The sequence below is a fragment of the Acidovorax sp. JHL-3 genome (assembly GCF_000526295.1).
Classification (GTDB): Bacteria; Pseudomonadota; Gammaproteobacteria; order Burkholderiales; family Burkholderiaceae_C; genus Acidovorax; species Acidovorax defluvii.
The window spans coordinates 1,532,037-1,557,289 of sequence record NZ_JAFU01000001.1 but is presented as its reverse complement, the minus strand read 5'-3'; the positions used below and the strand labels follow the sequence as shown (position 1 = coordinate 1,557,289).

At 60.3% G+C, this 25,253-nt stretch carries 28 protein-coding genes and 2 tRNA genes; 11 read left to right on the top strand and 19 right to left on the bottom strand.

What is annotated here, in order from left to right:
• Nucleotides 1–2 precede the first annotated feature (2 nt).
• The 8 genes from K226_RS0107345 (at nt 3) to K226_RS0107310 (ending at nt 6,716) form a co-directional block, all read left to right on the top strand.
• Nucleotides 3–932 carry a polyprenyl synthetase family protein gene (locus tag K226_RS0107345; RefSeq protein WP_024814186.1) on the top strand — a complete coding sequence of 310 codons (930 nt, stop codon included), beginning with the start codon at nt 3–5 and terminating at the stop codon, nt 930–932.
• Between the two features lie 45 nt (nt 933–977).
• Nucleotides 978–1,054 (top strand) — tRNA-Pro (locus K226_RS0107340).
• A gap of 126 nt (nt 1,055–1,180) precedes the next feature.
• On the top strand, nt 1,181–2,917 hold the full coding sequence (gene pilB, locus K226_RS0107335; protein ID WP_024814185.1) for a type IV-A pilus assembly ATPase PilB: 1,737 nt from the start codon (nt 1,181–1,183) through the stop codon (nt 2,915–2,917).
• Nucleotides 2,918–2,937: 20 nt separating this feature from the next.
• The gene (locus K226_RS0107330) at nt 2,938–4,158 is read left to right on the top strand and encodes a type II secretion system F family protein (protein ID WP_024814184.1); all 1,221 of its coding nucleotides are present in this window, start codon (nt 2,938–2,940) and stop codon (nt 4,156–4,158) included.
• A complete protein-coding gene (locus K226_RS0107325) occupies nt 4,158–5,033 on the top strand; it encodes an A24 family peptidase (RefSeq protein WP_024814183.1) in 876 nt (291 codons plus the stop codon). Before K226_RS0107330 ends, K226_RS0107325 begins: the two co-directional genes overlap by 1 nt.
• 2 nt (nt 5,034–5,035) lie before the next feature.
• Nucleotides 5,036–5,644, top strand: coding sequence for a dephospho-CoA kinase (gene coaE / locus K226_RS0107320; protein WP_035241496.1), 609 nt, complete (start codon nt 5,036–5,038; stop codon nt 5,642–5,644).
• An 84-nt stretch (nt 5,645–5,728) separates the two neighbouring features.
• Nucleotides 5,729–6,484 carry a cell division protein ZapD gene (zapD, locus tag K226_RS0107315; protein ID WP_024814181.1) on the top strand — a complete coding sequence of 252 codons (756 nt, stop codon included), beginning with the start codon at nt 5,729–5,731 and terminating at the stop codon, nt 6,482–6,484.
• A 13-nt stretch (nt 6,485–6,497) separates the two neighbouring features.
• On the top strand, nt 6,498–6,716 hold the full coding sequence (locus tag K226_RS0107310) for a DNA gyrase inhibitor YacG (protein ID WP_024814180.1): 219 nt from the start codon (nt 6,498–6,500) through the stop codon (nt 6,714–6,716).
• Between the two features lie 98 nt (nt 6,717–6,814).
• On the opposite strand, the gene K226_RS0107305 is transcribed toward K226_RS0107310, so the two are convergent.
• The 4 genes from K226_RS0107305 to secA form a co-directional block, all read right to left on the bottom strand.
• Entirely contained in the window at nt 6,815–7,255 is a 441-nt protein-coding gene (locus K226_RS0107305) for an NUDIX domain-containing protein (RefSeq protein WP_035241494.1), read from the bottom strand.
• A 4-nt stretch (nt 7,256–7,259) separates the two neighbouring features.
• Nucleotides 7,260–8,132, bottom strand: coding sequence for an ATP-binding protein (locus K226_RS0107300; RefSeq protein WP_024814178.1), 873 nt, complete (start codon nt 8,130–8,132; stop codon nt 7,260–7,262).
• 57 nt (nt 8,133–8,189) lie between these two features.
• Nucleotides 8,190–9,419 (bottom strand): bifunctional glutamate N-acetyltransferase/amino-acid acetyltransferase ArgJ, encoded by a 1,230-nt coding sequence (gene argJ, locus K226_RS0107295; protein ID WP_024814177.1) that lies wholly within the window; start codon nt 9,417–9,419, stop codon nt 8,190–8,192.
• 95 nt (nt 9,420–9,514) lie between these two features.
• A complete protein-coding gene (gene secA / locus K226_RS0107290; protein WP_024814176.1) occupies nt 9,515–12,268 on the bottom strand; it encodes a preprotein translocase subunit SecA in 2,754 nt (917 codons plus the stop codon).
• A 445-nt stretch (nt 12,269–12,713) separates the two neighbouring features.
• On the opposite strand from secA, the gene K226_RS0107285 reads away from it, so the two are divergent.
• Nucleotides 12,714–13,013 (top strand): hypothetical protein, encoded by a 300-nt coding sequence (locus K226_RS0107285; protein WP_024814175.1) that lies wholly within the window; start codon nt 12,714–12,716, stop codon nt 13,011–13,013.
• A 46-nt stretch (nt 13,014–13,059) separates the two neighbouring features.
• Here K226_RS0107285 and K226_RS0107280 read toward each other — a convergent pair.
• The 6 genes from K226_RS0107280 to petA all read right to left on the bottom strand — a co-directional run bounded on the left by K226_RS0107280 (nt 13,060) and on the right by petA (nt 17,273).
• Nucleotides 13,060–13,135, bottom strand: a tRNA-Thr gene (locus tag K226_RS0107280).
• 51 nt (nt 13,136–13,186) lie between these two features.
• On the bottom strand, nt 13,187–13,711 hold the full coding sequence (locus K226_RS0107275; RefSeq protein WP_024814174.1) for a ClpXP protease specificity-enhancing factor: 525 nt from the start codon (nt 13,709–13,711) through the stop codon (nt 13,187–13,189).
• A gap of 46 nt (nt 13,712–13,757) precedes the next feature.
• Nucleotides 13,758–14,369: a glutathione S-transferase N-terminal domain-containing protein gene (locus tag K226_RS0107270; protein WP_007854512.1), complete on the bottom strand. Its 612-nt coding sequence runs from the start codon at nt 14,367–14,369 to the stop codon at nt 13,758–13,760.
• A gap of 100 nt (nt 14,370–14,469) precedes the next feature.
• Complete coding sequence (locus K226_RS0107265) at nt 14,470–15,231, bottom strand: cytochrome c1 (protein WP_024814173.1); 762 nt, start codon at nt 15,229–15,231, stop codon at nt 14,470–14,472.
• A gap of 18 nt (nt 15,232–15,249) precedes the next feature.
• Nucleotides 15,250–16,665, bottom strand: a complete 1,416-nt coding sequence (locus K226_RS0107260; RefSeq protein WP_024814172.1) for a cytochrome bc complex cytochrome b subunit — start codon at nt 16,663–16,665, stop codon at nt 15,250–15,252.
• Nucleotides 16,666–16,676: 11 nt separating this feature from the next.
• A complete protein-coding gene (gene petA, locus K226_RS0107255) occupies nt 16,677–17,273 on the bottom strand; it encodes a ubiquinol-cytochrome c reductase iron-sulfur subunit (protein WP_024814171.1) in 597 nt (198 codons plus the stop codon).
• A 144-nt stretch (nt 17,274–17,417) separates the two neighbouring features.
• On the opposite strand from petA, the gene mscL reads away from it, so the two are divergent.
• Complete coding sequence (gene mscL / locus K226_RS0107250; protein WP_024814170.1) at nt 17,418–17,846, top strand: large conductance mechanosensitive channel protein MscL; 429 nt, start codon at nt 17,418–17,420, stop codon at nt 17,844–17,846.
• A gap of 74 nt (nt 17,847–17,920) precedes the next feature.
• Here the strand turns inward: mscL and pdxA are convergent, their stop codons facing one another.
• Entirely contained in the window at nt 17,921–18,949 is a 1,029-nt protein-coding gene (pdxA, locus tag K226_RS0107245; RefSeq protein WP_024814169.1) for a 4-hydroxythreonine-4-phosphate dehydrogenase PdxA, read from the bottom strand.
• Nucleotides 18,950–19,054: 105 nt separating this feature from the next.
• Nucleotides 19,055–19,804, bottom strand: a complete 750-nt coding sequence (locus tag K226_RS0107240) for a Nif3-like dinuclear metal center hexameric protein (RefSeq protein ID WP_024814168.1) — start codon at nt 19,802–19,804, stop codon at nt 19,055–19,057.
• A gap of 124 nt (nt 19,805–19,928) precedes the next feature.
• Between K226_RS0107240 and K226_RS0107235 the strand changes: the two genes are divergently transcribed.
• Complete coding sequence (locus K226_RS0107235; protein ID WP_024814167.1) at nt 19,929–21,074, top strand: trypsin-like peptidase domain-containing protein; 1,146 nt, start codon at nt 19,929–19,931, stop codon at nt 21,072–21,074.
• A 304-nt stretch (nt 21,075–21,378) separates the two neighbouring features.
• Here K226_RS0107235 and tatC read toward each other — a convergent pair whose 3' ends face one another.
• The 7 genes from tatC to K226_RS0107200 form a co-directional block, all read right to left on the bottom strand.
• Nucleotides 21,379–22,176, bottom strand: coding sequence for a twin-arginine translocase subunit TatC (gene tatC / locus K226_RS0107230; protein ID WP_024814166.1), 798 nt, complete (start codon nt 22,174–22,176; stop codon nt 21,379–21,381).
• 53 nt (nt 22,177–22,229) lie between these two features.
• Entirely contained in the window at nt 22,230–22,691 is a 462-nt protein-coding gene (gene tatB / locus K226_RS0107225) for a Sec-independent protein translocase protein TatB (protein ID WP_024814165.1), read from the bottom strand.
• Between the two features lie 20 nt (nt 22,692–22,711).
• Nucleotides 22,712–22,954 carry a Sec-independent protein translocase subunit TatA gene (gene tatA, locus K226_RS0107220; RefSeq protein ID WP_024814164.1) on the bottom strand — a complete coding sequence of 81 codons (243 nt, stop codon included), beginning with the start codon at nt 22,952–22,954 and terminating at the stop codon, nt 22,712–22,714.
• 89 nt (nt 22,955–23,043) lie between these two features.
• Nucleotides 23,044–23,400, bottom strand: coding sequence for a histidine triad nucleotide-binding protein (locus K226_RS0107215; RefSeq protein WP_024814163.1), 357 nt, complete (start codon nt 23,398–23,400; stop codon nt 23,044–23,046).
• A 45-nt stretch (nt 23,401–23,445) separates the two neighbouring features.
• Complete coding sequence (locus K226_RS0107210; protein ID WP_024814162.1) at nt 23,446–24,477, bottom strand: patatin-like phospholipase family protein; 1,032 nt, start codon at nt 24,475–24,477, stop codon at nt 23,446–23,448.
• Entirely contained in the window at nt 24,470–24,856 is a 387-nt protein-coding gene (locus K226_RS0107205) for a membrane protein (RefSeq protein WP_024814161.1), read from the bottom strand. Before K226_RS0107205 ends, K226_RS0107210 begins: the two co-directional genes overlap by 8 nt.
• Nucleotides 24,853–25,251, bottom strand: coding sequence for a phosphoribosyl-ATP diphosphatase (locus K226_RS0107200; protein WP_024814160.1), 399 nt, complete (start codon nt 25,249–25,251; stop codon nt 24,853–24,855). Before K226_RS0107200 ends, K226_RS0107205 begins: the two co-directional genes overlap by 4 nt.
• Between the last annotated feature and the right edge of the window lie 2 nt (nt 25,252–25,253).

Here is a 25,253-nt window from a genome sequence, read left to right as displayed (position 1 = left end):
ACATGCGCGAAGTGGACCAGGTCATTGCCCAACGCCTGACGTCCAGCGTGCCCTTGGTGGCACAAATCTCCCAGTACATCATCGCGGCCGGCGGCAAGCGTCTGCGCCCGGCCTTGCTGCTGCTGGTATGCGGCGCCTTGGGCTATCGCGAGCACCATCGATTCAGCCTGGCGGCAGTCGTTGAGCTGATTCACACCGCCACCTTGCTGCACGACGACGTTGTAGATGCGTCCACCCTTCGCAGGGGACGCGCCACGGCCAACCAGACTTTCGGCAATCCCGCGAGCGTTCTGGTGGGGGACTTTCTGCACACGCGCTCATTTCAAATGATGGTGGAAGCAGGAAGCATGCGCATCATGGAGGTGCTGTCCGAGGCCACCAATGTCATTGCTGAAGGCGAAGTATTGCAGTTGATGAACATGCACGACGCATCTCTCGATGAGGAGGGGTACCTGCAAGTTATTCGCTCGAAGACGGCCAAGCTCTTTGAAGCCAGCGCGCGGCTGGGCGCCATTCTTGCCAACAGCCCTCCAGAAATCGAAGAGGCCTGCGCCACCTATGGTCAAGCGCTCGGCACAGCGTTTCAGATTATTGACGACGTGCTGGACTATGACGGAAATGCCTCGGAAATGGGGAAAAACCTGGGCGATGACCTGCGCGAAGGCAAATCAACCCTCCCCCTCATTGTGGCCATGCAAAGAGGCAGCGCCGAGCAGGCCGCCATTGTGAGACACGCCATCGAGGAGGGATCCACAGACCGCCTGGACGATGTGGTGACCATCGTGAGAATGACCGGAGCGCTCGAAGCAGCGCGCATTGCAGCCTTCTCGGAAGCCCGCCGAGCAATGGCCGCCGCAGAGCAATTGCCACCGGGCGCCCACTCAACGAGCTTGCTACAATTGGCAGCACAATTGCTGGAACGCCGCGCCTGAAATCCGCCAAATGCAGCCGGATCTGTGATCAGCGGCCCCAGTACACGGGGTGTAGCTTAGCCTGGTAGAGCGCTACGTTCGGGACGTAGAGGCCGGAGGTTCGAATCCTCTCACCCCGACCACTTTTCGAATAAATCAAGCACCCACCAGGGCAGTGTGGCGATACTGCCAATATGGCAGAGCTGTGTAGCGCGTGAGTGTTCGGGGGTGATAGGATGGTTTTTTTAACCACTACTTGCCCGGGTTACATGGCCGCTGTCGATACTGCCCAGAAAGAAACCTCCTCGGTAGCCCTGCCAGGATTGGGTCGCGCGCTGATGTCGGCGGGAAAGTTGACACAAAAATCCGCCGAAGATATTTACAAAAAGTCACAAGCGGGGCGTACCAGTTTTATCGCCGAGTTGACCGGCTCCGGCGCTGTGTCCGCTTCCGATTTGGCACACACGGTGTCGGCCGTTTTTGGCGCACCCTTGCTGGATCTGGATGCAATCGACCCCCTGCGACTTCCCAAAGATCTGCTGGACGCGAAGATTTGCAGTGCCTACCGGGTGGTGGTTCTCAGCAAACGAAACAACCGGCTCATCGTGGCCACGGCAGACCCAACGGATCAAGAGGCTGCCGAGAAGATCAAATTCACTACCCAAATGGGAGTGGACTGGATTATTGCGGAATACGACAAACTGAGCCGCCTGATAGAAAGTAGCACCAAGTCCACCAGCGAATCCATGGATACGCTGATCAGCGGGGGAGGTGATTTTGAGTTCGATGACATCGCTATTGAAGAAGCCACAGAGAGCGCAGACACCGGAACCGAGGTAGAAGACGCTCCCATCGTCAAGTTCCTGCACAAAATGCTGCTGGATGCCTTCAATATGCGGGCATCTGATTTGCATTTCGAACCTTATGAGCACCAATATCGGGTGCGGTTTCGTATCGATGGTGAACTGCGTGAAATTGCATCGCCGCCCATCGCCATCAAAGACAAGCTGGCATCCCGCATCAAGGTGATCTCGCGACTCGACATTTCCGAGAAACGGGTACCTCAAGACGGGCGAATGAAACTGAAGGTGGGGCCAGACCGGGTTATTGATTTTCGCGTCAGCACATTACCTACCCTGTTCGGCGAAAAGATCGTGATCCGTATCCTGGATCCCAGTAGCGCAAAACTCGGCATTGACGCCCTAGGTTATGAGGCCGTGGAGAAGGAGCGCCTCTTGGCAGCGATCGGGCGCCCGTATGGAATGGTCCTGGTTACCGGCCCCACCGGGTCGGGTAAAACGGTTTCGCTTTACACCTGCTTGAATCTACTCAACAAGCCTGGCGTCAATATCGCCACGGCGGAAGACCCCTCTGAAATTAACCTGCCGGGGGTCAACCAGGTCAACGTCAACGAAAAGGCGGGGCTTACCTTTGCCGTGGCCCTCAAGTCGTTTCTGCGCCAGGACCCGGACATCATCATGGTGGGTGAAATTCGGGATCTGGAGACTGCCGATATTTCCATCAAGGCAGCACAGACGGGGCACTTGGTTCTGTCCACTTTGCATACCAATGATGCTCCCACCACGTTGACTCGCATGCGCAACATGGGCATCGCCCCCTTCAACATTGCATCGAGCGTGATCTTGATCACGGCGCAGCGCCTGGCCCGCCGACTTTGCCCCATTTGCAAGACACCCGCTGATATTCCTCATGAAGCTTTGGTGGACGCCGGCTTCCCTGAGGATGAGATCGATGGTTCGTGGGTGACCTACCGCCCGGTGGGCTGCTCTGCCTGCAACAACGGGTACAAAGGTCGACTGGGGATTTATCAGGTCATGCCGATCACAGAAGAGATTCAGCGCATCATCCTGCGCGACGGTAGCGCGCTCGAAATTGCGGAGCAGGCAAAGCTGGAGGGCGTACGCTCTCTGCGCGATGCAGGGCTTCATAAAGCGAAATTAGGTCTTACTTCTCTCGAAGAAGTGCTGGCAGTGACCAACGAATAAGTCAAAAACGAGGGAGCACCATGGCGACAGCAGCATCCAAACGCGATATCAAGGACTTCGTCTTTGAGTGGGAAGGCAAAGACCGCAACGGAAAGATAGTCCGGGGTGAGACTCGTGCCGTTGGCGAAAATCAGGTGCAGGCCATGCTGCGGCGCCAAGGGGTTTTCCCCACCAAAATCAAAAAACGCCGCATGCGCTCGGGCAAAAAGATCAAGCCCAAAGATATTGCTTTGTTCACCCGCCAGCTGGCCACCATGATGAAGGCCGGGGTGCCACTGCTGCAAGCATTCGATATTGTGGGACGCGGCAACACAAATGCCAGCGTGACCAAATTGCTCAACGATGTGCGGTCGGATGTCGAGACCGGCACCTCTTTGAATGGTGCTTTTCGCAAGTACCCCTTGTATTTTGACAGCCTGTATTGCAACCTGGTCGAGGCGGGCGAGGCAGCGGGTATCCTGGAAGCGCTTCTCGACCGTCTTGCCCTTTACATGGAAAAGACCGAGGCCATCAAGTCCAAAATCAAATCGGCGCTCATGTACCCGATTTCGGTGGTGATCGTGGCTTTTGTGGTGGTTACCGTGATCATGATTTTTGTGATTCCGGCTTTCAAGGAAGTATTCACATCGTTCGGTGCAGATTTGCCCGCACCAACGCTGTTCGTCATGGCCATCAGCGAAATATTCGTGAAGTGGTGGTGGTTGATTTTTGGTGTGCTGGGCGGTGGCTTCTATTTTTTCATGCAGGCCTGGCAGCGCAATGAAAAGGTCCAGATGTTCATGGACCGTCTGATGCTGCGCATGCCCATTTTCGGGGCGCTGGTTGAAAAATCCTGCGTTGCCCGCTGGACCCGCACGCTCTCGACCATGTTTGCGGCCGGCGTTCCGCTGGTGGAGGCCTTGGACTCGGTGGGCGGCGCCGCAGGAAATTCGGTGTATTCCATGGCCACCGACAAGATTCAGCAAGAGGTTTCTACCGGCACCAGCCTGACTGCCGCCATGGGCAATGCAAACATTTTTCCTTCCATGGTGCTGCAGATGTGCGCCATTGGGGAGGAGTCCGGTTCCATTGATCACATGCTGGGCAAGGCTGCGGATTTTTATGAAGCAGAGGTGGATGACATGGTGGCCGGGCTGTCTAGCCTGATGGAACCCATCATCATCGTATTTTTGGGCACCCTCATCGGCGGCATCGTGGTGTCGATGTATCTGCCCATCTTCAAGCTCGGTCAGGTCGTTTGATGGGCGTGGATCTCTGGGCAGAGCCCGCCATTGCGGGTGTTCTGGGCCTGCTGCTCGGCAGCTTTCTGAATGTCGTCATCCACCGATTGCCCAAAATGATGGAGCGCCAGTGGGCACAGGAGCATGCGGCGTTCGCTGCTGGCACCGATACACCACCGGCGCCAGCGCCAGGCGCTGAAGCAGCCTTCAATTTGTGGACACCCCGCTCACGCTGCCCGTCGTGCGGACATGTGGTGCAGTGGTATGAAAACATACCGGTGCTGAGCTATCTGTTTTTGCGCGGCCGCTGCTCGGCGTGCCATGTTCGCATCAGTGCACGCTATCCACTGGTGGAGATTCTCACTGCGGCGCTTTTTGCGTTCTGCGCCTATCGGTGGGGTTTGACGCCTACGGGCTTGGCCTGGTGCGGCTTTTCGGCAGCGATGGTGGCCCTGGCGTTTATCGACTGGGACACCACCTTGCTGCCCGACGACATTACGTTACCACTGCTCTGGGCGGGGCTGCTGGCGTCGGCGGGGCACTGGATTGACGTTCCCCTGTTGGCCTCTGTGACGGGGGCCGCAGCGGGGTACCTGTCCCTGTGGCTGGTTTACTGGGCCTTCAAGCTGGCGACCGGCAAGGAGGGCATGGGGTACGGTGATTTCAAGCTGTTTGCCGCCCTGGGCGCCTGGTTCGGATGGCAGGCGCTGGTTCCGATCATCTTGATGTCTTCTGTCATTGGCGCACTGGTAGGAATTGGTCTGAAGGTCTTCAACAACCTGCGCGAAGGCGGCTATGTTCCGTTCGGGCCGTTCCTCGTGGGCGCTGGCCTCACGGCCATGGTGTTCGGGCCCAATGCCATTTTGCAAACGGTGCTGAATCTGTTCGGTCTGTAATGATGCAACGGCCAATGCATGTGGGCCTGACCGGGGGCATTGGCAGCGGCAAGAGCACGCTGGGGCAGATGCTGCAGTCCTGTGGCGCAGCGCTGATCGATGCAGACGCGATTGCCCGCAGTGTCACCTTGGCTGGGGGCGCTGCCATAGCCGACATTCGGGCTGCCTTCGGGCAGGACGCCATTGATGCCACGGGCGCCATGGACCGCGCCCGCATGCGCACCCTGGCTTTTACCAACCCCCTGGCGCGCGCGCAACTTGAAGCCATCGTTCACCCCTGGGTGACACGCTTGGGCGATCAGCAAGCACGAGATGCCGCAACCGCAGGGCATCGCGCCATCGTCTTCGATATTCCCCTGCTGGTGGAGTCGGGGCGCTGGGTGCGCAAGCTCGATGCCGTGGTGGTGGTGGATTGCAGCACCGAAACACAAATCCACCGCGTCATGGCGCGCAACGGCCTTCAGCGTGCCGCCGTACAAGCCATCCTGGACACACAGGCATCCCGCCCAGCCCGGCGCGCCGCCGCCGACGCCGTGGTTGTGAACGATGGCATCGCGTTGAACACCCTGCATGGCCATGCAGTGCAGCTTGCCCGCCTGTTCGGGCTATGATGCACCCGAGTTTTTTGCACCACCTTTCCCTGCCGTGCGCCACCGGCGTCAGAACATCCACTGAGCCCCCAGGAACCCGCCAGCGTGATCCTTTACGAATACCCCTTTAACGAACGCCTCAGAACCTATCTGCGGCTAGAGCAGTTGTTTCGCCGGCTGGGCGAGCTGATTCCGCGCCAGCATCCGCTGGACCACCACTTTGCCCTGGTCACCATTTTTGAGATCATGGACGTGGCCGCGCGTGCCGACCTCAAATCCGATGTTCTCAAGGACATCGAAAAACACAAGCACCAGCTCGACAGCTACCGGGGCAATCCCTCCATTTCAGAGGCAGCACTGGATGCCGTGGTGGCACAGCTGGACCACTGCTTCACCGCACTCAACCAGCAGACGGGAAAGTCGGGCCATGCCCTTACCGAGAACGACTGGCTGATGAGCATTCGCAGCCGGATGGGCATTCCCGGAGGCACCTGCGGCTTTGATCTGCCAGCCTACTACGCCTGGCAACACAAGGACGTTTCAGTGCGCCAACACGCTCTGGAGCAATGGGCATCTACCCTCGCGCCCCTGGCAGAGTCGATTTACGTGCTGCTCAAGCTGTTGCGCGACACGGGAGTGCCCCAGAAGGTGGCAGCCGAGCGCGGCCAGTTTCAGCAAAACCTGCCCCAGGGCCGCACATTCCAGTTGCTGCGCCTGCGCATTGACCCGGCACTCGATCTGATTCCCGAGATCAGCGGCAATCGCCTGATTGTGTCGGTGCGCCTGATGCGGCAGGAACCCGATGGACGCCTGAATTCGTCCACCGACGATGCCGCATTCGAGCTCACGCTCTGCGCCTGAAGGAGGCCCGCAGATGGCAACCACAATCCCACCGGGCGAAGCCGTGCGCCGTGTCACCTGCCCGCAGTGCGGCGGCGACAGCATCTACAGCGTCCAGAATCCTTATCGGCCTTTTTGCAGCGAGCGCTGCAAGCAGATGGACCTTGGCGCATGGGCCAGCGAAGAATTCCGCATGCCCGCGGAAGCACCGCCCGATGATGCGCAGCACGGTGATCCGCGCCATCAGCATTGATGGCCTCCGGCAACGGCCATCCGCGTGAATAAAGATGAAATACAGCTCTAACGTTTATGCAATAAGCGCTAATAGCTATTATTTTAATAGCATTTGAGTTATTCCAGCAAACCCTGCTGGCCGCGCTCCTCGGCCAGCCACTGCAACACTGGATAGGCACCAGGCAATACAGGGTCCACCGTCAGCGGCATCTGCTGCCAGGCCATGGTCTGGCCTTCGCGCATCTCGAACTCTCCCGACCACTCCCACACCTTGCACCAGTGCAGGCGCACCAGGGCGTGCGGGTAGTCGTGCTCGGTCACTTTCCAGACGCTGGCGGGGCCAATGGTCACGCCCAGTTCTTCGATCAACTCGCGGCGCAGGGCCTGCTCTACCGTTTCGCCCGCTTCCAGCTTGCCGCCCGGAAACTCCCAATAACCGGCATAGGGTTTGCCAGGCGGGCGGGTGGACAAGAGCATGGCTCCATCGGCGCGCAGCAAAATGCCCACCGCCACCTCGGTGTGCTTGCGATCAACGGCGCCAGCTGGGGTTGGAGTCACCGCCTCAGTCACTGTGCCGCCCTGCGTAGTCGCGCGCAAACTGGTAGGCCACACGACCGCTGCGCGAGCCACGCTCCAGTGCCCACACCAGGGCTTCTGGGCGGGCTGCAGAAATGGCAGCTGCCGAGACACCGAGCGATGAGAGCCACTGGGCCACAATGGTCAGGTACTCGTCCTGGCTGAACGGATAAAAGCTGACCCACAGCCCAAAACGTTCTGACAAGGAAATTTTTTCCTCGACCGCTTCTCCGGGATGCACTTCGCCATCATCGGTGTGCGTATACGTCTGGTTTTCCGCCATGTACTCGGGCACCAGATGGCGCCGGTTGCTGGTGGCGTAGATCAGCACATTGGGCGTGGCCGCGGCCACCGAGCCGTCAAGAATGGACTTGAGGGCCTTGTAGCCGGGCTCGCCGTCTTCAAAGCTCAGGTCATCGCAGAAAACGATGAATTTCTCGGGCCGGGTGGACACCACGTCGACAATGTCGGGCAGATCCGTCAGGTCGGCCTTGTCCACCTCGATCAGGCGCAGTCCCTGCGCCGCATGGGCATTCAGGCAAGCCTTGATGAGCGAAGACTTGCCCGTGCCGCGCGCACCGGTCAGCAGCACGTTGTTGGCGGGCTTGCCTTGCACAAACTGCTGGGTATTGCGCTCGATCTTCTCCTTTTGCCCATCGATCTCCTTGAGGTCAGCCAGTTGCATGGCGGCCACATGGCGCACGGGCTCCAGCGTGCCATGCCCGCTGCTGCGCTTGCGGTAACGCCAGGCTATGGAAGCCGACCAATCGGGTGCGCCCAAGGGCTGGGGCAGCACGGATTCGATGCGCGCAATGAGTTGCTCGGCGCGCTCGATCAGGTGTTCAAATTTTTCGTTCATTTTGGCCTGTAGCGCTTATTGGTAAAGCGCTAGCAGCTATCATTTTTTTGATCGAATTTACGAACGGTAGTCCGCATTGATGGTGACGTATTCGTGGCTGAAATCACAGGTCCACACCGTGTCCACAGCGTCGCCCCGGCCCAGCAGCACACGCACGGAGATTTCGCTTTGCTTCATCACACGCTGGCCGTCTTCCTCGCGGTAGGCAGGGTTGCGCCCGCCTTTCACGGCCACATGCACGTCGTCCAGGTAGAGGTCGATCCCTGTCTGGTCGAGGTCAGCGATACCCGCATAGCCCACCGCCGCCAGGATGCGGCCCAGGTTGGGGTCGCTGGCATAAAACGCCGTCTTGACCAGTGGCGAGTGGGCGATGGCATAGGCGACCTGGCGGCACTCGTCGCCGGTCTTGCCGCCCTCCACCCGCACCGTGATGAACTTGGTGGCGCCTTCGCCGTCGCGCACGATGGCCTGGGCCAGCTTTTGCGCCACGCCCAGCATGGCGGCCTTGAGAGCCTGGCCTTCGGCGCTGGCAAGCGCCGTGATGGGGGCGTGCGCAGCCCTGTTGGTGGCGACCACCACGAAAGAGTCGTTGGTGGAGGTATCGCCGTCGATGGTGATGCGGTTGAACGAGCCATCGGCCAGCTCGCGCGCCAGTTGCTGCATCACCGAGGGATGCACGCAGGCGTCCGTGGCCATGAACCCCAGCATGGTGGCCATGTTGGGACGGATCATGCCGGCACCCTTGCTGATGCCGGTGATGGACACCGTGGCCCCGCCAATCTGCACCTGGGCCGAGAAGGCCTTGGGCAGCGTATCGGTGGTCATGATGCCTTCTGCCGCACGCGCCCAGTGGCCCGGCTGAGCGTCGGCAATGGCAGCGGGCAACCCGGCTTCAATGCGTTCATGGGGCAGCGGCTCCATGATCACACCGGTCGAAAAGGGCAGGATCTGCTCGGGCGCCACGTTGAGCTGGCGCGCCAGCGCAATGCAGGTGGCGCGCGCACGGACCAAACCGTCGGCACCCGTGCCTGCGTTGGCGTTGCCCGTGTTGATGACCATGGCGCGGATGGCCTGGCCACTGGCCAGATGTTCGCGGCTGATCTGCACCGGCGCAGCGCAAAAGCGGTTTTGCGTGAACACACCTGCCACGCTGGCACCTTCGTCGAGCAGAAACACGGTGAGGTCCTTGCGGTTGGCCTTGCGGACACCGGCCTCGGCAACACCGATACGAACGCCGGCGATCGCATGCAGATCGGCGGCAACGGGGGCGAGAAGATTGACGGGCATGGGGGTCTTTCTAAAAACTGCGGCCGATTATCCGGAAAACCGAGGCGCGCAAATGAAAACACGGGCCGGGGCCCGTGTCGTTGGGTGCTATTGCATCAGGCCAGTTTGCCGTGGCACTGCTTGTACTTTTTGCCGCTTCCGCAGGGGCATGGGTCGTTGCGCCCCACGCGCACGCCCTCAGGAATGGCATGGCCCACTGTCTGCGCGTCCACCGTGGTCTCCACTTCACCCGTTTCTGTGGGCGCCGTGTAAGTCACGTTGGCGATGCTCTCGGCGCGCTGCTCCATGTCCTGCGCGGCCTGGTCCAGCTGCGCCGGCGACTGCACCTGCACGGTCATGAGAATCTTCGTGACTTCGTTCTTGACCTGGTCGAGGAGCTGGCGGAACAACTCGAACGCTTCGCGCTTGTACTCTTGCTTGGGCTGCTTTTGGGCATAGCCGCGCAGGTGGATGCCCTGGCGCAGATAGTCCAGCGAGCTCAGGTGGTCGCGCCAGTTGGAGTCAAAGCTCTGCAAAAGCACCACACGTTCGAACTGCGTGAAGTTGTCACGTCCCACCTGCTCGATCTTGGAATCAAACGCAGCATGGGCCGCCTTCAATACTCTGTCCAGAATTTCGTCGTCGGTGATGCTGTGCGCGCCCTCCACTTCCTGCTGCAGCGCAATCGGCACCTGCCATTCGTCGGCCAGCACTTTCTCGAGGGCAGGCAGATTCCATTGCTCCTCGACCGATTCTGCGGGAACGTACAGGCGCACCAGATCGGTGATGCAGTCCTCGCGCATGGCGGCAATCACATCAGACAGCTCGGCGGCATCCAGAATGTCGTTGCGCTGCTGGTAGATGACCTTGCGCTGGTCATTGGCCACATCGTCGTATTCCAGCAATTGCTTGCGGATGTCGAAATTGCGGGCCTCCACCTTGCGCTGGGCCGACTCGATGCTGCGAGTGACGATGCCCGCTTCGATGGCCTCGCCGTCGGGCATCTTCAGGCGGTCCATGATGGCCTTGACGCGATCACCCGCAAAAATGCGCATCAGTGAATCATCGAGGCTCAGGTAAAAGCGCGAGGAGCCCGGGTCGCCCTGGCGACCCGAACGCCCACGCAACTGGTTGTCGATGCGACGCGACTCATGGCGCTCGGTGGCAATGATGCGCAGCCCACCCAGCTCCTTGATCTTTTCATGGTCACGCGCCCATTCGGCGCGCACTTCGGCGATGCGGGCCTGCTTGGTGGTCTCGTCCAGAGACTCGTCTGTCTCCACGGCTGCCACCAGCTTTTCAATATTGCCACCCAGCACAATGTCGGTGCCACGACCGGCCATATTGGTGGCAATGGTGATCATGCCAGCGCGCCCGGCCTGCGCCACGATGTCCGCCTCGCGGGCGTGCTGCTTGGCATTGAGCACCTGGTGCGGCAAGCCTTCCTTGTTCAGGAGCTGGTCGATGATTTCCGAATTTTCAATCGACGTGGTTCCCACCAGCACGGGTTGCCCGCGCTCGTAGCACTCACGGATGTCCTTGATCGCCGCTTCGTACTTTTCGCGCGTGGTCTTGTACACGCGATCGAGCTGGTCGTCGCGCCGGCTCGGGCGATTGGGAGGAATGACGGTGGTTTCCAGGCCATAGATTTCCTGGAACTCATAAGCCTCGGTATCGGCCGTGCCGGTCATTCCGGCGAGTTTGTTGTACAGGCGGAAATAGTTCTGGAACGTGATGGAGGCCAGCGTCTGGTTCTCCGCCTGGATGTTCACGCCTTCCTTGGCTTCCACGGCCTGGTGCAGGCCTTCGCTCCAGCGGCGGCCCGACATCAGGCGACCGGTGAACTCGTCCACGATCACGATCTCGCCGTCTTGCACCACATAGTGCTGGTCGCGGTGATACAGGTGGTTGGCCCGCAGCGCTGCATACAGGTGGTGCATGAGCGTGATGTTGGAGGGGTCGTACACCGACGCACCTTCGGCAATCAGGCCCTGGCTGGCCAGAATGCGCTCTGCACTCTCATGGCCTTGTTCGGTCAGGAATACCTGGTGGGTTTTTTCGTCCAGCGTGAAATCACCGGGCTTGGTCACGCCTTCACCTGTGCGCGGATCGGCTTCGCCCTCCTGACGCACCAGCAGCGGCACCACCTTGTTCATGGCGATGTACATCGCCGTGTGGTCTTCAGCCTGGCCACTGATGATGAGTGGCGTGCGCGCCTCGTCAATCAGGATGGAGTCGACTTCGTCAACGATGGCGAAATTGAGGCCGTGCTGAACGCGGTCCCGCGCTTCATAGACCATGTTGTCGCGCAGGTAGTCGAAGCCGTATTCGTTGTTGGTGCCGTAGGTAATGTCTGCGGCATAGGCTGCCTGCTTTTCCTCGCGTGGCATGTTGGGCAGGTTGATGCCCACCGTCAGCCCCAGGAAGTTGTATAGGCGCCCCATCCACATGGCGTCCCGGTTGGCCAGGTAGTCGTTGACCGTGACCACGTGAACACCCTTGCCAGAAAGTGCATTCAGGTAAACGGGCAGCGTTGCCGTCAGGGTCTTGCCCTCGCCGGTCCGCATTTCTGCAATTTTCCCGTAATGCAAAGCCATGCCACCGAGCAACTGCACATCGAAATGGCGCATCTTCATGATGCGTTTGGAGCCTTCACGCACCACGGCAAACGCCTCGGGCAACAGGTCGTCCAGCGACTCGCCCTTGGTCGCGCGCTCCTTGAACTCCAGCGTCTTGCCACGCAGCTCGTCATCGGTCAGCTTTTCATAGTCGGGCTCCATCGCATTGATGCGTGCAACCGTCTTGCGATATTGCTTGAGGAGCCGATCGTTGCGGCTGCCGAATAGTTTGGTAAGGAAGTTGGTTGCCATGCGAACAGGACCGCCTCACATGCGCCGAAGAGCATGTCAGGCGACCGAAACCCCTAAGAAGAATTGATTTCAGGTGGGTCCACCGCCCGTGATTGCAAGCACTGCAACACCAAGCAACAGAATCCGGACCGGCGATTTTACCTGCCTGCGGCCCAAGCCCCCAGCAAAGCCGGTGATAGGTCCGCCCACCTTGTTGCTGTGCTGGCACCCGGCCGTGCTTCACCACGCCAAGAGACCTGCCGAACCGCGGAAAGCCCGCCATTCCTTGCTGCACCCAAGACGGTGCTCCCCACTGCCCACTGATGTGCACGCCGCCATCAACCGGCCAAGAGCCGAATGCTTGCCCGCCAAGCGGCAATGGCATTGGCAGGCAGCGCACGACCGTCAGGCGTCCGCGATAATCCACCGCTCACCGACCTGTCCATCCGCCTTGGGCGCAACATCCATGAACCGCCGCCATTACGCGATTTCCCTGCAGCAGGCCAGCGAGGACTCTCCAACGCTGGCCAAGCTGGCGGCTCTTACGCGGGAGTCCAGTGAACGGCTTCAAGCCATTGAATTGTTGATACCAGCGGCCCTGCGCGGCACGGTGCAAGCAGGCCCGATCGACGGGACAAGCTGGTGTCTTCTGGTGAAAAGCAATGCTGCTGCGGCAAAGATACGGCAACTGCTGCCTGCGTTACAGGCGCATTTGCGAAGCCGGGGGTGGGAGGTTCACTCCATTCGCCTCAAAATCCAGTCCTGACTCAGCCCCCAAAAAGAGAGAGATCACGGTGGCATGGAGGGAAAAATGGTGCCGATTGTCGGAATCGAACTGACGACCTACCGCTTACAAGGCGGTTGCTCTACCAACTGAGCTAAATCGGCGAAGGCTGAATTTTATCCTGCAAATTCAGCGTATTCGAAACGCGCAGGATGCTATTTGATGCGTTTGAGGGAGGGACGGGCACTGCCCGAGGCTGGCGGTGGACGGGGAGCGTCACCGCCGCCCTCATCAAGCATGGAGTCACTGGACACCAATTGCACGACACGTTCCTCGGGGGCTCCTGGCGGCTCTTCCGTGGTCGATGCGACTGCAGCCAGTCCACCTTCCCCCATGTCACCCATCGCAGTCACTATGTCTTCGGGAGGAGGAAAGGCCATGCCCTGCCCGTTCTCACGGGCATAGATGGCAATCACCCGCGCCACGGGCACCATGATTTCGCGCGGCTTACCGCCGAAGCGTGCCTTGAACTCAATAAAGTCATTGCCCAATTGCAGTGAACTGGTGGCATCGCAACTGATGTTGAGAACAATTTCACCATCCTTCACATACTCGCGCGGCACCTGGACGGAACCGTCCACCCGCACCGCCACATAGGGAGTGAACCCGTTGTCGGTGCACCACTCGTGAAGCGCCCTGATCAGATAAGGGCGCGTGGAAGGAAAATCCTGGGCGTTCATGGTGTGTGGCGGGAGTGCGAGGGTCGGCACATTCAGCTGGGCTGGCTTACTTGCGCATCACTTTCTCTGACGGCGTGAGTGCTTCAATGTACGCGGGGCGCGAAAAAATCCGCTCTGCATATTTGAGCAATGGAGCGGCGTTCTTGCTCAGATCAATGCCGTAGTAATCCAGACGCCACAGCAGGGGGGCAATGGCCACGTCCAGCATGGAGAAGTTGTCGCCCAGCATGTATTTGTTCTTGAGGAACACGGGTGCCAGCTGCGTCAGGCGGTCGCGAATGTGGGCGCGGGCCTTTTCCAGGGCCTTTTCATTGCCCTTGGTCGCGCGAGACTCCAGGATGTTCACATGCACGAACAGTTCCTTCTCGAAATTGAGAAGGAACAGGCGTACGCGTGCGCGGTCTACCGGGTCGCCCGGCATCAGCTGGGGATGGGGGAAGCGCTCGTCGATGTACTCGTTGATGATGTTCGACTCGTACAGGATCAGATCACGCTCCACCAGGATCGGCACCTGGCCGTATGGGTTCATCACGCTGATGTCTTCGGGCTTGTTGTACAGGTCCACATCGCGGATTTCAAAGTCCATGCCCTTTTCAAACAGGACAAAGCGGCAGCGGTGGGAGAAGGGACAGGTCGTACCCGAGTAAAGCACCATCATGGTGGGAGGCTCCTAAAAATCAAAAGAGTGGGACGCTAAAAAGCGCCCACTCTGTAAAGTTCCGCCGTGCCAAAAAGCACGCGGTCAGCGGATCAAGGTTTTACTTCACATCTTTCCAGAAGGCCGCATTCAACCTCCAGGCAATGACGGTGAAGATGCCCAGGAAAATCAGCACCCACACACCCACCCGAACACGGGTGTTCTGTGCTGGCTCGCCCATCCACTGCATGTAGTTCACCAGGTCGCCAATGGTCTGATCGAACTCCAGTGGAGTCATGACACCAGGAGTAACCTGCTCCCAGCCCTTGAACACCTGGGTCGTCTGGCCGTGGCTTTCCTGCGCTTCGAAAATTGGGCGACGATCACCCTGCAATTCCCACAGCACGTGGGGCATGCCTACGTTCGGGAAAACCAGATTGTTCCAGCCGGTGGCCTTGGTTTCGTCGCGGTAGAAAGTGCGCAGGAACGTGTAGAGGTAGTCGGCGCCCGTACCACCGTGACCTGAACGCGAGCGAGCGATCACCGTCAGATCGGGCGGGTTGGCACCAAACCAGTCCTTGGCGTGCTTGGGATCAATGGCCGCCTTCATGGTTTCACCGACTTTCTCAGTGGTGAACAGAAGATTGTCCTTGATCTGCTGCTCGGTCAGACCGATGTCGCGAAGGCGGTTGAAACGCATGAATGCAGCCGAATGGCAGCTCAGGCAGTAGTTTACGAAAACCTTGGCACCGTTTTGCAGCGAGGCCAGATCGTTGGTCTTGTTGGGAGCCTTGTCCCAGGCAATGGTTTCGCCACCGGCTGCGTGCGCAGCACCTGCCGCGAGGCCCAGCGCAGCAACCAGCGTGAGGATGAGTTTCTTCATTGTTGTTATCTCCAGGGCTCAATGCGCAGTGAAGTTGACACGGTCAGGCACTGGCTTGGTTGCACCCAAACTGCTCCACCATGGCATCAGAAGGAAGAAACCGAAGTAGAACAACGTGCCAACCTGCGAAACACGCTCACCCACTGGAGATGGCGGTTGCACACCCAGATATCCAAGGATCAGGAAGTTGATCACAAAGACTGCGTACAGGTACTTGTGCCAGGTTGGGCGATAGCGGATGGACTTCACAGCGCAGGTATCAAGCCATGGCAGGAAGAACAAGATGATCACCGCACCACCCATCACCACCACGCCCCAGAACTTGGCGTCGATCGAGAGCATCAGCACAACTGCCACCAATGCAGCGACAACAACGCCAGCCTTGAGAAAGCCGGGCAATTTGCCCTTGACCACACCGATCAGGGCACCTGCCACCACACACGCAATCAATGCGTACATCATTTCGCTGGTAATGGCACGCAGCATGGAATAAAACGGCGTGAAGTACCAGACAGGTGCAATGTGCAACGGCGTCACCATCGGATCTGCCGGAATGAAGTTGTTGTACTCCAGGAAATAGCCACCGAACTCGGGCGCAAAAAACACGACCGCAGTGAAAGCCATGAGGAACATGCTCAACGCAAAGATGTCATGCACCGTGTAGTAAGGGTGGAAGGGCACGCCATCAAGCGGCTTGCCCTTGGCATCCTTGGGCGCATTGGGAGCCTTGATTTCCACACCGTCCGGGTTGTTGGACCCCACGTCGTGCAAAGCCAGCAAGTGGGCTACCACCAACCCCAGCAGCACCAGCGGCACGGCGATCACGTGGAAGCTGAAGAAGCGGTTCAGCGTGGCATCGCCCACCACAAAGTCACCACGAATCAGCAACGCCAGGTCAGGACCGACGAACGGAATGGCGGCAAACAGGTTCACGATCACCTGGGCGCCCCAGTACGACATCTGGCCCCAGGGCAGCAGATAGCCCATGAAGGCTTCAGCCATGAGCGCCAGGAAAATCGCACAACCAAAAATCCAGACCAGCTCACGCGGCTTGCGATAGCTGCCATAGATCAGGCCACGGAACATGTGCAGGTAGACGACGATGAAAAACGCCGAAGCCCCTGTGGAGTGCATGTAGCGAATCAGCCAGCCCCAAGGCACATCCCGCATGATGTACTCGACCGAGGCGAAGGCCAGCGCTGCATCCGGCTTGTAGTGCATCACCAGGAAGATCCCGGTAACGATCTGGATCACCAGCACCACCAGGGCCAGCGAGCCGAAGACATACCAGAAGTTGAAGTTTTTCGGAGCGTAGTACTCCGACATGTGCACGCGGTAGGCATCGAACGCCGTTGGAAAACGGTTTTCGAACCAGTTGGTGACCTTGGCTCCCGCCGAGGCGTTGGGAGAGATTTCTTTGAATTCGTGGGCCATTTAGTGCTCCTTCAGGCCTTCTTGTCTTCGCCGATGATCAGACGTGTATCGGAGAGATACATGTGCGGAGGCACTTCGAGGTTGTCAGGCGCGGGCTTGTTCTTGAAGACCCGACCGGCCACGTCAAACGTGGAACCGTGGCAGGCGCAGAGGAAACCACCATGCCAGTCGTCGGGCAGGGATGGCTGCGGGCCGGCCTGCAACCTGTCTCCGGGCGAGCAGCCCAGGTGGGTACAGATACCCACGCCGACAAACACTTCAGGCTTGATCGAGCGGTGCTGATTCTTGGCGTAATCAGGGGTGGGATAAGCTTTTCGATCCGACTTGGGATCAGCCAGCTGGGACTCGGTCTGTGCAAGGGATTCCAGCTGCTCGGGGGTGCGCTTGAAGATCCATACAGGCTTGCCGCGCCACTCCACAGTGATTTTTTCTCCGGGCTTTAGGGCGGAGATATCTACTTCGACGGCGGCACCTGCGGCCTTGGCTCGCTCGGAGGGCTGAAAAGAACTCACGAAAGGTACGGCAGCTGCCACGCCGCCCACCGCACCAGCACAGGCAGACGTGATGATCCACGTGCGCTTGCTGGAGTCGATTGGAGTGTCACTCATGGGGATCCTCGATGAACATCGCTAGATTGGGGTCAACCCCGAATTGTAGCGGAGTGAAAATGGATAATTCAATGTGCACGCACCTGTTGACAGGTTCCCGGTATCGGTAAACTTGCGCATTCGCAACCAATCGAGAAATAACCTATGAGCATGATGCAAGAATTCCGCGAATTTGCGATCAAGGGCAACGTGATCGACTTAGCCGTCGGTGTCATCATTGGTGGCGCCTTTGGAAAAATTGTCGACTCGGTAGTTTCCGACCTTATTTTGCCCGTGGTGGGCCTGGTGTTTGGCAAACTGGATTTTTCCAACATGTTTGTCGCGCTGGGCGAGGTGCCGGCGGGTACGGCGCTCACACTGGATGCGCTGAAAAAGGCTGGCGTTCCCGTATTTGCCTATGGAAACTTCATCACCGTGGCGGTGAACTTCCTGATCCTTGCGTTCATCATTTTCATGATGGTCAAGCAGATCAACCGCCTCAAGCGCGAAGCGCCTGCAGCACCGGCTGCCCCTGCAGCCCCAGCTGAAGACATCGTGCTGCTGCGCGAAATCCGAGACAGCCTCAAACGCTAACCAGCGCGATCCGGCGCGCAGCACTGTCGCGTCACCAGCACCAGCGTCCGCGCCCTCTGCTACAGAGGGCGTTTTTACTGAGCCATCTGGCGTGCAATGCGCACAGCCTCCACCAGGCTCGCGGCATCGGCCACACCTTGGCCGGCAATGTCAAATGCGGTGCCGTGATCGGGGCTGGTGCGCACCAGCGGCAGGCCCAGCGTCACGTTGACCCCTTTGTCAACGCCCAGGTATTTCACCGGAATCAACCCCTGGTCGTGGTACATGGCCAGCACCACATCAAACTCCCCGGCACGCTGCGACGTATGGCGAGCGCGCATGAACACCGTGTCGGGCGCATAGGGGCCGTGCACATCCATTCCCAGCGCGCGGGCGTCGGCCACAGCGGGCGCAATGCTTTCGATCTCTTCGCGCCCGAACAAGCCTCCCTCGCCAGCATGCGGATTGAGGCCTGCCACTGCGATGCGAGGCACGCGGCCGAGGGTTCGCAGCAGCGCTGCATGGGTGATCTGCAGGGTCTGCACGATGTTCTCCCGGGTCACTGCGGCTATGGCGTCACGCAGCGACATATGAATGCTGACCAGCACCGTGCGCAACTCGTCACTGGCCAGCATCATGCGCACCGGCATGGCTGCCAGCGGCACGCCTTGGTGGGTTGCCGCCTCGGCCTGCAGCAATTCGGTGTGCCCCGGGAAGGCCACACCGGCGGCAGACAGCGCCTCCTTGTGCAGTGGTGCTGTTACGAGAGCGGCGATGTGGCCCTGCAGGGCGGCACGCGCCGACCACACCACGCAATCGGCCGCCGCACGGCCTGCTGCAGCGCTGACGCGGCCCCACGGAACAGGGCCGGGCAAGCCCGGCAGTTGCAGCACCGGCATGCAGCGTGGCGGCACATGCCATGCATCATCGGGCGACACGATCTGCGCCACCGGCAACTCCGGCACGCCGGGTCGCACGATGCACTGCGCGGCACGACGCAAGGTCGCCAGATCCCCCACCGCAAAGCAGCCGCGCAGATCATCGGGAGCATCGCGAAAGGCCTTGGCCACGATTTCGGGGCCGATACCCGCCGGGTCACCTTGTGTGATGGCAATGGTTTGCATAATGAATATTTGGTTAAATCAGCCTGAAATGCTTATATATAAAGCGCAAATAGCTACTAATTAAATAGCACTTTATACGGTGCACCACACACCGGCGGGCGCCGTTCAGGCCGGATTGTCGATCTCGACGAAATGGTGCTCTATCCCCAGTTGCTGCGCCACCAGCCCCGCGGCTGCAGGCGCGCCATAGCGCTCGGTGGCATGGTGGCCGGCAGCGATAAAAGCCACGCCCATTTCCCGCGCCAGGTGCGCCTGGGGCTCGGAGATTTCGCCGGTAATGAAGGCGTCGGCCCCGGCTGCAATGGCAGATTCAAAATAGCCCTGCGCCCCGCCCGTGCACCAGGCCACGCGCTGGATGCGCCGCGCCGCTGGCTGCACCAGCGTCACCGCGCGGCCAAGCGCCTGTGCAACATGGTCGGCCAGGGCCTGCGCACCATCAAACGCGGCCGGCCCGGCAAAGCCCAGGTCCTGCTCGCCAAAGCGCTGGTCGGCGGCCCAGCCCAGCACCCGGCCCAGCTGCGCGTTGTTACCCACTTCGAGGTGCGCATCCAGCGGCAAATGGTAGGCAAACAGGTTGATGTCATACGCCAGCAACAGCCGCAGACGCTCGCGCATCCAGCCAGTGATGCGGCCGTCCTGGCCACGCCAGAAAAGGCCGTGGTGCACAAAAATGGCGTCGGCCCGGCGAGCGATAGCCGCTTCGATCAGCGCCCTGCTGGCCGTCACGCCACTCACCAGGCAGGCAATATCGGGCTTGCCCTCGACCTGCAGACCGTTGGGGCCGTAGTCCTTGAAACGTTCGGGTTGTAGCAGTGCATCAAAAGCCTGCTGCAGTTGTTGGCGGGAAACACTCATGCGCCTATTGTCGCGCGCGGCCACGCCCCCATCTCTGACAGGCTTGGAGGACAATCGCACCAGCGTGCCGCCCCGCCATGCAAAGCGCGGCGTACTGCCCTTTCTTAGCCAACCTTCCAATTCCATGAAACGCTTCTGGCTGCTATTTTCCCAGACCGTCACCGTGTTCGTTGCGGCCTATTTCGTTGTTGCCACACTGCAGCCCGACTGGCTCCAGCGCGGCGCCATGCGCTCGGGCGCGGGCATTGCGCTGATCGAGGCCCCCGCCACCACGCTGACCCAACCGGCACCGGGCAGCCTCAGCAGCGCTGCCCGCAAGGCGGCGCCTGCCGTGGTCAGCATCAACACCAGCAAGGAAGTGCGGCACCCGCGCAGCAACGATCCGTGGTTCCAGTTCTTCTTTGGCGACCAGGGCAGCCAGGCCCAGGCCGGGCTGGGCAGCGGCGTGATCATCAGCCCCGATGGCTACATCCTCACCAACAACCATGTGGTCGAAGGCGCCGACGAAATTGAGGTCACGCTCACCGACAGCCGACGTGCCCGCGCCACCGTGATCGGCACCGACCCGGACACCGACCTTGCGATCCTCAAGGTCGAACTCGACAAACTGCCCGTGATCGTGCTGGGCAACTCTGACCAGCTTGCGGTGGGCGATCAGGTGCTGGCCATTGGCAACCCGTTTGGCGTGGGCCAGACCGTAACCAGCGGCATCGTCAGCGCACTGGGGCGCAGCCAGCTGGGTATCAACACCTTCGAGAATTTCATCCAGACCGACGCAGCCATCAACCCCGGCAACTCGGGAGGCGCACTGGTGGATGTCCATGGCAACCTGCTGGGCATCAACACAGCCATCTACTCGCGCTCGGGCGGCAACATGGGCATTGGCTTTGCCATCCCTGTCTCCACCGCCCGGCTGGTGCTCGACGGTATCGTGAAAGACGGCCAGGTGACGCGCGGCTGGATTGGCGTGGAGCCCAGCGAACTCTCGCCCGAGTTGGCCGAAACCTTTGGCGTGAAAGCCACTGCGGGCGTGATCATCACCGGCGTGCTGCAGGATGGCCCGGCCGCCCAGGCGGGGATGCGGCCCGGTGACGTGATCGTGCGCGTCGATGGCAAAGCCATTACCAACGTCTCCGAACTGCTTACGGCCGTGGCGGCCCTCAAACCGGGCACCGCCACACCCTTTGCCCTGCAACGCGGCGACGCCATGGTGGACATCCAGCTCACCCCAGGCGTTCGTCCCAAGCCGCAGCGTGCCGTGAGGCGTTGACAAGGGAGCGCCCGGTCGGCACGGGTTTTCGGAAAATCATGCGTGCGCTGCTGCGGCTGCGCGCACGCAAACGCTCCTAAACCAATAGCTGTTAGCGCTTGATGGGCAAGCGCTGGAAGCATTTTTTGTGAAATACCCGCCTCTGACAGCCCCAGCTGCCCTGAACCCAAGGGGCCGCTCGCAGAGTAGGCATTGGTTTCAACGGCATCCGCCCGAACGGGCGGTGATGCATGGCATCAGAGATTTGTTGCCAACCAGGTGTTTGTGTTTCAGACCCGTGCCAGAAATACGCCGGTGATGGCCATCAGGACGACGAAGACGCCGCTTCTTCCGTGTCCTCGGGTGCCTTGGTGTGCTTGATGAAAATCTGTGCTGCCCAGATACCCACTTCGTACAGCAGGCACATCGGAATGGCCAAAGCCAGCTGGGACACCACATCCGGGGGTGTGACCACCGCCGCGATGACAAAGGCGATCACGATGAAATAACCCCGAAAATTCTTGAGCTTTTCCACACTCACAATGTTCATGCGGGCCAGCACGACCACCGCAATCGGCACCTCAAACGACAGACCAAATGCCATGAACATGGTCAGCACGAAGCTGAGGTAAGCCTCGATGTCTGGTGCCGCCGTGATGCTTTTGGGCGCAAAGCCCTGAATGAAGCTGAACACCTGCCCAAACACGAAAAAGTAGCAAAAAGCCACCCCGAAGAAGAAGAGCACGGTGCTCGACACCACCAGAGGCAACACCAGCTTTTTCTCGTGCGAATAAAGACCGGGTGCAATAAAAGCCCACAGTTGCCACAGCACAAACGGCAGGGCCAGCAAAAACGCCGACATGAGCAATATTTTCAGCGGCACCATGAACGGCGATATAACCGACGTCGCGATCAGGGTGGCCCCTTTGGGCAGATGCGCCACCAGCGGTGCCGCCAGAAAGTCGTAGAGCTCGCCCGGGCCGGGAAAGAAAAATAGCAGCGCAGCCGCCACACCGATGGCGATCATGGCCTTGACCAGGCGGTCGCGCAGCTCCATGAGGTGCTGCACAAACGGCTGCTCTGTGCCGGCCAGTTCGTCGTCTTTGGGGGTGGTTTCGGACATGTTGGAGTTTCGCGGGCGTCAGCAACGCCCCCGCTGCGCCGCAAGGCGCAGCATCAATGGAATTTCTGTGGCCGGTAGCGCGCAACGCGCGCCGCGCCCGACAGGGCCTTGGTACGCACGCCGCTGCGCGCCTTGTACCACTGGGGCATGGCGCCCTTTTTCAGGCGCCAGTTCTTGCCCGGATGCCTGTAGGCCGGCACCACGGCATACGAATCCTGCAACTCGCCAGAGGCAGTGCCGGTGGCCTGCGCCAGGTCCTTTTCGAATTCGCTGGCGCTGGTCTGGATGGATTGCTCCACGTCCCGGGCCGCGTTTTCAACCGTGTCCTTCATCTTCTTGAGCTCGTCGAGCTCCATGGACCGGTTGACTTCGGACTTCACGTCCGCCACATAACGCTGCGCCTTGCCCAGCAAGGCGCCCACCGTGCGGGCGACGCGGGGCAGCTTCTCGGGCCCGATGACAATGAGTGCCACCACGCCGATCAGCGCCATCTTGGACAGGCCAATATCAATCATGGAAACGCCAGCGCCCGAGCTCAGCTCTTTTGCTTGGCTTCAACATCAATGGTGGTCTTGTCAGCGGCGGCCTGGTTGGCAACCTGGCCGGTGGGAGGCGTCGTGGCGTTGGTGTCGGGCGAGGAGCCATCCTTCATGCCGTCCTTGAAGCCCTTTACGGCCCCTCCAAGGTCTGAGCCCATGTTCTTGAGTTTCTTGGTGCCAAACACCATCACGACGATCAACAGCACGATCAGCCAGTGCCAGATAGAAAAAGAGCCCATGGAATATCTCCTAACGAATTGGAATCATTTTAGACGTGGGCTGTGACAGGAGTTCAAAGCCCCTGCACAACCCCCTGACTCAAAAGCGTTCAGCCTTTGAGCCACGGACGGGGACCACCCATCACATGCAGGTGCAGATGGTGGATTTCCTGCCCACCTTCAAGCCCCGTGTTCACCACAATGCGGAAACCGCCCTCGGGATAGGGCTTGCAGCCCTGCTCCAGCGCCAAGCGCGGCGCCAGCGCCATCATGCGGCCCAGCAGGCCTGCGTGCTCAGGTGCGACTTGCGCCATGGAGGGAATATGCAGCTTGGGCACCATCAAAAAGTGTACGGGCGCCCAAGGGTGGATGTCATGGAAGGCGAAAATTTCCCCGTCTTCATAGACTTTTTTCGAGGGAATCTGGCCTGCGATGATTTTGCAGAAAAGGCAGTTCGGATCGTGCATGGTTGAAAAAGAAAGCTGGCTCAGTGCGCGGCAGCACACCAGCAGTTACACATTGTCGGCGATGTTGAGCGAGGGGCGCACGCCCACGTCCTGGTGGTGTGCTTTCAGCCAGTTCTGGCCCTCTGTGCGCCCCAGCTCGAACAGCTTGCGCACAAAGGACATGTCCGCGCGCGACTTGCTGTCCGCACCAAAGGGGGCCAGCGCCGCGCCGCCGTCAATGCGGTGCATGCGCACGTTCTTGTAGCGGCGCGCGTCCAGCTTGCCCTCGGCCAGCAGGCGCCGAACAAACTCGATGGCGCGCAATTCGGCCAGCAGGCTGGCATTGAAGGTGACCTCATTCATGCGCTCGATGATTTCGGGCGCCGTGTCGGGTAGCGCATGGTGCTCGGTGGGGTTGATCTGCACCAGCAGGATGTCGGAGGTTTCGGTCTGGTAGAGCAGCGGATGCAGCGCAGGATTGCCGGAATAGCCGCCATCCCAATACCGCTCCCCATCGATCTCCACGGCCTTGAACAGCAGCGGCAGGCAGGCCGACGCCATTACCGCATCGGCACTGAGCCGTGCGCCCGAGAATATTTCGCCGCGCCCTGTGCGCACATTGGTGGCGCACACAAAGACCTTGGGGCCCGAGGCGCCTTTGGCGGCGCACAGCAGGTCGAAATCCACCTCGCGCTCCAGCAGCCGACGCAGCGGATTGATGTCGAGGGGGTTGGTCTGGTAGGGCGAGAACCAACGGTTCATCATGCCCAGCAGCGGGTTGGCCGCCGCCAGCGGCGTGCCCCACATCAGGCTGCCCAGCGTACCCACGCCTTCCCACAGCCGCGTCAGCCCGGCGCGGGCCAGCTCGCAGCCTGCCGCGTGGGCTTCTTTCGGATCTTTGTGCTGCTGCGCTGCCTGCGCAAAACCATGCGCCACCACCACAGCGTTCATGGCCCCGGCACTGGTGCCGCTGATGCCGTCAATCAGCAAGCGCCCGTCTTCCAGCAGCGCATCCAGCACGCCCCAGGTCAGCGCGCCATGCGATCCGCCGCCCTGCAGCGCCAGGTTGATGGGGGCCAGCGTGTCACCCTCAGGCATCGATGGCCTGGCTCTTGTTCATGGTGACCATGCCGCGCACGATGCGGTAAAGGAACCAGATCGAGATCAGCCCCCAGGCCACCCAGCCGGGGAAGAAGAACAGCAGCCACAGCGGCGCCGTAATGATGTACAGCACGCCTGCCCAGATCACGGTGCGGATGCGCCACGAAAAGTGGCTAGCCTGCCAGGTGCCCGCGCCTTCGCCTTGCTTCACCAGGTCGATGATCAGCGCGATGATGAGCAGCGCAGCGCCTGGCTGAGCGCCCGGAATGACCGCGCCCACCGCCACAATGAGGTGCAGCACATAGCTGACCCAGCCCCAGGCTTTGAGGCCCTCGGCCTTTTCGTCGTTGGTCTGCACATCGATGATGTCGTTCATGGGGATTCTTCCTGGGCAGCACGCGCAACGGCCTTGCGCAAGGCTTTTTCCTCAATGCCGCTGGTGCCTTCACGGCGCTCGAGTTCGGCCAGCACCTGGGCGGGCGTGAGGCCATAGTGGGCCAGCGCGATCATTATGTGAAACCACAGGTCGGCCACCTCGTACACAATTTTGGCCTTGTCGGCGCCGTGGTCCACATCCTTGGCGGCCATGACCACCTCGGTGGCCTCTTCGCCGATCTTCTTCAAGAACGCGTCGGGCCCCTTGTGCAGCAGGCGCGCCACATAGCTCTTGTCGGGGTCGCCTCCGTGCGCGGGCTTGCGGCTTTCAATGATGGCGGCAAGGCGCGCCAATGCGTCCTGCGAGGATGGCGCCTGGGAATCGTTGGAACTCATGG